Raw genomic sequence first — 8,052 nt, 5'->3', positions numbered from 1 at the left:
ATGCCCGAACACTCACCGAGCAAAGCGATGAGGGGCACCACCACGTGACCATTGGGTCATGCCATAGCGATATCCTTCGGGCCGGTTGGACACGCCAGCCAACACTCCGGGCCGTACGACGCAACCACCGAGGCTGAACAGCCTTATTGCTCTGCTCCCGGCAGGGCGGCTTTCTTTTCGTTAGTTTTCTTTGCCGGTCAAAGAAAAGTGACCGGCAGCCCCCGCAGGGGGATGTCGTATGGCTCTTGGGTCCAAAAACCATCGCCGATGAAATAAACAGCGACCAACCCCGCAGGGCAACGTCGTATGGCCCTTGGGTCCAAAAACCATCGCCGCTCAAAAAAACAGCGACCAACCACCCAACACAACATCAATCAATAGACGCCCCAACACTCCTAACCACCCCCGCCCATTTCTGCCGATCCGCCTTCACCGTAGTCCGGAACTGCTCAACCGTCTCAATCCGCGGCGAATTCCCCGCCTCGATCAACTTCTGCCGGATCGCCGGCGTTTCAAGAGCGACCTTGACCGCATCGTTGATCTTCTTGCTGATCTTGGGATCCAGCCCCTTGGGGCCGAAGAAGCCAAACCAGATGGTGCTGTTGAAGCCGGGCAACCCGCTCTCGGCTATCGTCGGCACTTCGGGAATCACCGCCACATGGCTCTTGGTGGTCACGCCAAGCAGCCGCACCTTGCCGGCGCGATACTGCGGCAACACGCTCTGCACCTGATTAAAAATGCAGCAGACCTCGCCCTTGAGCACGGCTTGCAGCGCATCGGGGCCGCCCTTGTAGGGCACATGGACCATATCCAGGCCGGCGCGCGCGTTGAATTCGGCGAAGGCCAGGTGCGTGCCGGTGCCGTTGCCGGTCGACGCGTAGTTGTACTTGCCGGGGTTGGCCTTGACCTTCTCGATGAACTCCTTGACCGACTTCACGTCGATCACGGCGGGGTTCACGGTCAGCACGTTGGAGACTTCCACCAGCGGCGCGACAGGCGTGAAATCGGCTTCGGCGTCGAACGGCAGGCTCTTGTACAGGGCCGGGTTGATGCCGTGGGTGGCGGCGGTGCCGAGCAGCAGCGTGTAGCCGTCGGGCTTGGCATGGGCCACCACTTCGGAGGCCACATTGCCACCTGCGCCGGGGCGGTAGTCATAGATGATGGTGGCCTTGAGCGACTTCTGCAGCGATTCCTGCAGCGTGCGTCCCACCATGTCCACGCCGGAGCCGGCGGTAAAGCCCATCAGGATGGTGATCGGCTGGGTCGGCCAGGCCGGGTCCTGCGCGCGGGCCGGTGCGGCCAGCGTGCCCAGCGCGGCGAGCAGGCCAAGGCTGGCGGCCAGGCGGGAAGCGCGGGACGAATGAGACGAACTGGACGAATGGAAAGCGGACGAGATGCGGCGGGTAGCAGTGCGGAACATGGGGTACCGTCGAAAAAAGGAATGCGGGTCGGGGCTGCCGGCCGGGGTCTGGCGCCCCGGGCCAAAACAGCAAGATACCAACGATCCGCCGCATTACCAACGATGGAGTTCGCTTGAAGGTATGCCATGTTGGTATAAGCAGACATGGACCGGAGTCCTGCCGCCGCCCGCACAGGCGAAAGCGCCCCTTGCGCCCCTAGCTGCGCAGCAGCCCAACCAGTTCGTCGATGTCCGGCAGCGCCGCCGCCGTGCCGACAAAGCCGGCACCGCCGTCCTCGCCCGCCTCCAGGATGCCATCGGCCAGCGCGCGCTTGCCGTGATGCAGCGTGAGGATGCGCTCCTCGATGGTGCCCGCGCTGATCAGCCGGTAGACGGTCACCGGGCGTTGCTGCCCGATGCGATGGGCGCGGCCCATGGCCTGGTCCTCTGCCGCCGGGTTCCACCAGGGGTCGGCGATGATCACGTAGTCGGCGGCCGTCAGGTTGAGGCCGAAGCCGCCGGCCTTCAGGCTGATCAGGAAGACATCGCCCTCGCCGGCCTGGAACGCCGCCACGCGCCGCGTGCGCTCGGCCGCTGGCGTGGCGCCGTCAAGGTACTGCCAGGCCAGGCCGGCCTCGTCCAGCCCTTGGCGCAGCAGTTGCAGGAAGTCGACGAACTGGCTGAAGACCAGCGTCTTGTGCCCGTTGGCGGCCAGCTCGCCCGCCAGTTGCACGAAGGCGCGCACCTTGGCGCCCGCCTGCCCGAGTTCCAGTTGCAGCTCGGGCGTGACCAGGCGCGCGTCGCAGGCGGCGCGCCGCATCCGCATGAGCTGCGCCAGCACATGGATGCGCGCCTCGGCAGCGGGCTGGCCGGCGGCGGTCTTGCGGGCCTGCGGGCCTTTGACCACGGCCTCGGCTTCGGCGAGCGCCTGGCGGCGCAGCGCTTCGTAGTGGGCCGCCTCGATCGGGTCCAGCTCGATGCGCAACACCAGCTCGGTGCGCGGCGGCAGTTCGTCCAGGACCTGGGCCTTGGTCCGGCGCAGCACGAACGGCGCGATCATGCGGCGCAGCCGCTGGGCCGCCTCGCGCACGCCATTGCGCTCGATCGGCACGGCGAAGTGCTCGTTGAAGCGGACCAGCGAGCCGAGCAGGCCGGGGTTGCAAAAGCGCATGATCGACCACAGCTCGGCCAGCCGGTTTTCGACCGGTGTGCCCGACAGCGCCATGCGGAAATCGGCCCGCAGCTCGAACACCGCCTGCGAGCGCTTGGTGGCGGCGTTCTTGAACGCCTGCGCTTCATCGGCCACCACCGTGTGCCACTCGCGCTGGCAGAAGGCGTCGCGCGCCTGCAGCAGCAGCGTGTACGAAACAATCACCACGTCATGCGGGCCGGCTTGTTCCAGCAAGGCCGTGCGCTCGCCCTCGGCATAGATGTGCACGCGCAGCGTCGGCGCGAAGCGCCTTGCCTCTTCGCCCCAGTTGCCGCACACGGAGGTTGGCGCGATTACCAGCGCGGCGCCGCCGCCGGCGCGCGCCAGCATCACGGCGAGCGCCTGCAGCGTCTTGCCCAGCCCCATGTCGTCGGCCAGGCAGGCGCCGAAGCCGGCCTCGGCGAGCGACATGGCCCAGCGGTAGCCGTCTTCCTGGTAGGGCCGCAGTTGCGCGGCCAGGTTGGCCGGCAGCGCGGCGTCGCTGTTGCGCGCCCGGCGCAGCCGCGCCACGCGCTGGCGGAAATGCTGGTCGGGGTCGATGCCGGCGCCGGCCAGCACGTCGTCCAGCCAGGGCGCCGCCATCAGCGGCACCTTGATACCGTCGGGCACGTTGTGCGCCACGCTGGCCAGGTCGCGCAGCCTGGCGCGCAGGCTGCGCGTGAGCGCCACATACACGCCCTGCCCCATCGGCATGAAGCGCCCGGCATGGCTGCCGGCCCAGGCCAGCAACTGGCCGAGCTGCAGCACCAGCCCCTCGGCCACGCCCAGCTCGCCGACCAGCTTGAACCATTCGCTCTCGGTCTCGATATGCACCGCCAGTTGCGGGATATCGGCGCCCACCACGCGGATTTCCTTGCCCCGGGGCCATTCCACCGCCAGCACGGCGGACAGCCCGGGCAACTGCTCGACCACCGACAACGCCTCCTCCGGATCGGCCAGGGTCCAGTCATATTCGCCGCTTTCGGGCGAGCGCGGCACCAGGAAGGGCAGCGCGTCGAACACTTCGGCCACGCTTGCCAATTCGGCCTTGAGATCGCGCACCGTGGCCAGGCTCTCCCCTTTGACCGCCGCCATCAGCCGCTCGCGCCCGCTGCCCGGGGCCAGCCGTGGCCCAAGCGGGCCCAGCGGCGTCACCACCAGGCGCAGCGAAAGGCCTTCGCCCAGCGGCGACAGCTCGGCGCGCAGCCGGCTCTCGGTCTCGAGCTCGCGGGCGCTGCCGTCGTGGTCGGAGTGCACCTGGAAGTGACCGGACAGCGCGCGCAGCGTGGCGTCAAGCTGCGCATGGGCCTCGGCCGGCACCGCCAGCCCGTCGGCGATCAGTTGCGCCGCGCCCTGCTGCGCGGGTGTCAGGCGGATCACGCGCAGGCGCTGCGAGCCTTCGCGCAGCACGGTGATCTGGCGCAAGGCCTCGGCGTCCGCGCGGCTGCCGGCAGGCAGGAAGCTGTCCATCGCCGGGGCCTCGCGCACCGGGGGTGAGACCCGCAAGGTGTAGCGGCCACCCTGGCGCACCACTTCCAGCGTGGGGGCGCCCTCCACCACTTCCAGCGTCTGCTCGGGCGCCTGCGCCAGCACCACGCCCGGATGCCCGACCAGCGCCAGCATGGCGGCGGCGCGATCGAGCACGTAGCGGCGGTGATAGGACTGGTCGCGGCGGACCGCGCGGGCGACGCGGGCGTCCCACGGCTCCAGCCGGTCGTCTTCGGCAAGGCGGGCCAGCGGGACGGGACGCGGCTTGTTCCAGCCGCGCGGGCCGCGCTGCTGCTCCAGCGGCTCGATGGTGCCGACCGCGCCGTCGGCGTCGATGGTCAACGCCCACAACAGGCGGCTGGCGCTGGCGCCGTCGGGCGCGCGCGTCTCGCCCGCCAGGGCCTGCAACGCTTCGAGCGCGAGCCGCCAGCTTTCCTGGCGCTGGCCGGCAAAGAAAGCTGGCGGCACCGGCTCGCCCGCATCCAGCGCCAGCGCGGCGTCCAGTTGCTGCGCGAACCAGTGCAGGCCGCAGCCTTGCAGGCGCGCACGCAGGGCCGCAACGGCCTCGGCGCGGGCGGCCGCCGGCTGGCGCCGCCCGCTGGCTTGCTTCACGTCGCCGAGCCAGGCGCGCAGCAGCACGCGCCAGAACTGCGCGAGCGGCGGCACCTCGGGGCGCAATGCGAACGCGGCCTCGTCCAGCCGCGCGTCACCCTTGTGCACGGCCAGCACGTGGCACCACAGCCCCCAGCGCTCGGTCGGCGCCGGGCTGCGTGTGCCCGCTTCCGCCTGGCAGAACTTGCGGGCTTGTTCGAGGTGGGCCGGCGTGCGCTGGGCCAGCAAGGACAGCGGATAGCAAGGCGCCAGTGAAGGCGGCAACAAGCCGGTTCGCTGGCGGCTTTCGGTCCGTAGCCGCTTGAGCGCCGCCTCGAAGCCCGCCTGGGCGGCTGGCCAGTCGCCTTCCTGCATGCGGGCAAAAGCGCGCAGGGCGTCGCCATCGCCGCCGCCCGCGTCGCCCATCGTGGATAGCAAGGCAAGGGCCGCCGGGCGCTCGCCGGCGTACAACCGGCCCTCGGCCAGCGCGGTGCGAATGGGGACCGGCAGCGCCTGCGGATCGTCGGCGTGGCAGGCCAGTCCGTAATCCAGGTAGGGCTGCAAGCGGGGATCCCAGTCGAAATAGAGACAGTCCAGGATCGCCAGCAAGATGCGCCAGCGCCAGGGCGGCACCACCTGGTCCAGCAGCGCGGCGTCGCCGCTGGCCAACGCCGCTTCCACCAGCATTTCGGCGCGGTCGGCTCCGTCCCCCCAAGGCGCCAGCATTTCGCCGATGGCCGCCTCCGAGGCTCCAGAGAACAGCATCTCGCGCAGCCGCCTGGCGTGCATGCGGCCTGGCGATTCACGATGGGAGGCGGAGGGTCCAGACGGCGGCGGCAGGGTCACGGGTGGCAGTGGCGGCATACACAATGTGACGATTTTAGACCCCGGCGCGCCCGCGCCCGCGTTGGCACAGGGGGTCTCGGGGTTTACAATGTCGCTTTTGCATGACTGATGGCGCTCTGGGAGAGAACCATGTCGATGGCGGATCGCGACGGTAAAATCTGGATGGACGGCAAGCTGATCGAATGGCGCGACGCCAAGATCCATGTGCTGACCCATACCCTGCATTACGGCATGGGGGTGTTTGAAGGCGTACGTGCCTACAAGACGCCGGCCGGTACCGCGATCTTCCGTCTCAAGGAGCACACCCGCCGCCTGTTCAACTCGGCCAAGATCTTCCAGATGCAGATGCCGTTCGACGCGGCCACGCTGGAGGCCGCGCAACGCGAGGTGGTGAACGCCAACCAGCTCGCGTCCTGCTACATCCGCCCGCTGGTCTGGATCGGCTCGGAAAAAATGGGCGTCTCGGCCAGGGGCAACACCATCCACGTGGCGATTGCCGCGTGGCCGTGGGGCGCCTACCTGGGCGAGCAAGGCCTGGAGCGCGGCATCCGCGTCAAGACATCTTCCTTCACCCGCCACCATGTCAATGTATCGCTGGTGCGGGCCAAGGCCAGCGGCTATTACATCAACTCGATCCTCGCCAACCAGGAAGCCACCAGCATGGGCTACGACGAAGCCCTGCTGCTGGATACCGAAGGCTACGTCAGCGAAGGCTCGGGCGAAAACGTGTTCGTGGTGCGCGACGGCGTGATCTATACGCCTGACCTGGCCTCGTGCCTGGACGGCATCACCCGCGACGCCATCCTCACCATCGCCCGCGATCTTGGCATCGAGGTGCGCGAGAAGCGCATCACGCGCGACGAGGTGTACTGCTCGGACGAGGCCTTCTTCACCGGCACCGCGGCCGAAGTCACGCCGATCCGCGAGCTCGACGACCGCGTGATCGGCGAAGGCCGCCGCGGCCCGGTGACCAAGCGCGTGCAGGATGCCTTCTTCGCCGCGGTCGGCGGCACCAATGAACAATACAAGCACTGGCTGACCGTGGTTTGACACCACCACCCCGGGACCCGAAAGCGCGCCAGGCAATCACGAACCGTTTAACCAGTCATACTTCAGTCCATACCAAAGACTAAAACCATCCCCGCAACACCATGACGCAAACCGCCTCCCTGATCGAAATCGGCGCGGAAGACCTTCCGCTGCACTGCCCCACCGGCAACACGCCGACCTGGAACTACCATCCGCGCGTCTTCCTCGATGTGACCGACACCGGCGAAGTGAAGTGCCCGTACTGCGGTACCGTCTACAAGCTCAAGCCTGGCACCGTGATCAAGGGTCACCACTGACACGGCCCACGCCTGACCGCACCACCCCGATGCTCCGGCCCGCCCTGCGGCGCGCCGGAGCGTCGGCGTGCGTGGCGCGCGCAGCTTGCGCCACGCCCACCCTTCCGGCAGCGCCCCATTCATGAAAAAAGCCCTCGTCATCGCCCCCAACTGGATCGGCGACGCCCTGATGGCGCAGCCGCTCTTCACCCTCATGAAAGCGCGCCATCCGCGCCTGCAGATCGACGCCCTCGCCCCTAAATGGGTGGCGCCGGTGCTGGCCCGCATGCCCGAGATCCACCAGGTCTTCCCCAGCGAACTGGCGCACGGCAAGCTGCAGCTCTCGGCCCGCCTGATGTTCGCCCAGCAGCTCAAGAACGAAGGCTACGACGCGGCCTACGTGCTGCCGAATTCGCTCAAGTCCGCGCTGATCCCCTGGCTGGCCGCTATCCCGCTGCGTGTCGGCTATCGCGGCGAAGCCCGCTTCGGCCTGCTCAATATCCGCCACGGCAATCCGCCCCGCGACCAGCGCCCGCCCATGGTGGAGCACTACGCGCGGCTGGCGCTCAAGCCCGGCGCCCGCCTGCCGGAGAACCTGCCCGAGCCGCGCCTGCGAACCGACCCGGTGCGCATGGCCAAGACCGCGGAGCGCTTCGGCATCGCGCCGCAGACGCGCCTGATCGCGTTCTGCCCGGGCGCGGAGTTCGGCCCGGCCAAGCGCTGGCCGGCCGCGCATTTCGCCGAGCTGGCGCAGATGCTCAAGCGCTCGTTCCCGTATGCCCAAATGGTCACACTGGGCTCGCCCAAGGACGCCGAGATCGCCGACGAGATCGTCAAGGCCGCGCCCTTCGTGCGCAACCTGTGCGGCCAGACCTCGCTGGACGATGCCGTCGACCTGCTGGCGATGTCGGAAGCCGCCGTGTGCAACGACTCCGGCCTGATGCACGTCACCGCGGCGCTGAACCGGCCACAGGTGGCGGTGTTCGGCTCCAGTGACCCGCGCCATACACCCCCGCTGTCGCAGGCTGCGAGTATCATGTGGCTGCAGCTCGAATGCAGTCCGTGCTTCAAGCGCGAGTGCCCGCTTGGCCACCTGCGCTGCCTGAAGGACATCGAGCCCGAAATGGTGTTTGTGGAGCTGCGCAAGCTCCTGCACCGGGCCTGAAGCGCTGACCCGCCGTTCGTGTTTATCCGGCCAACGAATCCCTGAGCCC

At 68.5% G+C, this 8,052-nt stretch carries 5 protein-coding genes; 3 read left to right on the top strand and 2 right to left on the bottom strand.

Annotation, left to right across the window (positions count from 1 at the left end; translation table 11 throughout):
• Positions 1 to 370: 370 nt before the first annotated feature.
• Together AB4061_RS23870 and AB4061_RS23865 are read right to left on the bottom strand one after the other, a co-directional pair.
• Positions 371 to 1,420, bottom strand: a complete 1,050-nt coding sequence (locus AB4061_RS23870) for a Bug family tripartite tricarboxylate transporter substrate binding protein (RefSeq protein ID WP_441638093.1) — start codon at positions 1,418 to 1,420, stop codon at positions 371 to 373.
• 196 nt (positions 1,421 to 1,616) lie between these two features.
• Positions 1,617 to 5,456, bottom strand: a complete 3,840-nt coding sequence (locus AB4061_RS23865) for an SNF2-related protein (protein ID WP_441638091.1) — start codon at positions 5,454 to 5,456, stop codon at positions 1,617 to 1,619.
• A 186-nt stretch (positions 5,457 to 5,642) separates the two neighbouring features.
• On the opposite strand from AB4061_RS23865, the gene AB4061_RS23860 reads away from it, so the two are divergent.
• The 3 genes from AB4061_RS23860 to waaF all read left to right on the top strand — a co-directional run bounded on the left by AB4061_RS23860 (position 5,643) and on the right by waaF (position 8,003).
• Positions 5,643 to 6,563: a branched-chain amino acid transaminase gene (locus AB4061_RS23860; RefSeq protein ID WP_441638089.1), complete on the top strand. Its 921-nt coding sequence runs from the start codon at positions 5,643 to 5,645 to the stop codon at positions 6,561 to 6,563.
• A 101-nt stretch (positions 6,564 to 6,664) separates the two neighbouring features.
• Entirely contained in the window at positions 6,665 to 6,859 is a 195-nt protein-coding gene (locus AB4061_RS23855; protein ID WP_006158072.1) for a zinc-finger domain-containing protein, read from the top strand.
• A gap of 121 nt (positions 6,860 to 6,980) precedes the next feature.
• Positions 6,981 to 8,003 (top strand): lipopolysaccharide heptosyltransferase II, encoded by a 1,023-nt coding sequence (waaF, locus tag AB4061_RS23850; protein WP_183034520.1) that lies wholly within the window; start codon positions 6,981 to 6,983, stop codon positions 8,001 to 8,003.
• The last annotated feature ends 49 nt before the right edge of the window (positions 8,004 to 8,052 follow it).

Source organism: Cupriavidus sp. YAF13, from assembly GCF_052113425.1.
In the GTDB taxonomy this organism is placed as follows: Bacteria; Pseudomonadota; Gammaproteobacteria; order Burkholderiales; family Burkholderiaceae; genus Cupriavidus.
The sequence above is the reverse complement of the archived record's forward strand: the minus strand, read 5'-3'. Positions and strand labels throughout refer to the sequence as shown.

Coding starts and splice junctions, on each gene's coding strand:
- AB4061_RS23870 (WP_441638093.1), bottom strand. CDS start 1,420: ATGTTCCGCACTGCTACCCGCCGCATCTCGTCCGCTTTCCATTCGTCC.
- AB4061_RS23865 (WP_441638091.1), bottom strand. CDS start 5,456: ATGCACGCCAGGCGGCTGCGCGAGATGCTGTTCTCTGGAGCCTCGGAG.
- AB4061_RS23860 (WP_441638089.1), top strand. CDS start 5,643: ATGTCGATGGCGGATCGCGACGGTAAAATCTGGATGGACGGCAAGCTG.
- AB4061_RS23855 (WP_006158072.1), top strand. CDS start 6,665: ATGACGCAAACCGCCTCCCTGATCGAAATCGGCGCGGAAGACCTTCCG.
- waaF (WP_183034520.1), top strand. CDS start 6,981: ATGAAAAAAGCCCTCGTCATCGCCCCCAACTGGATCGGCGACGCCCTG.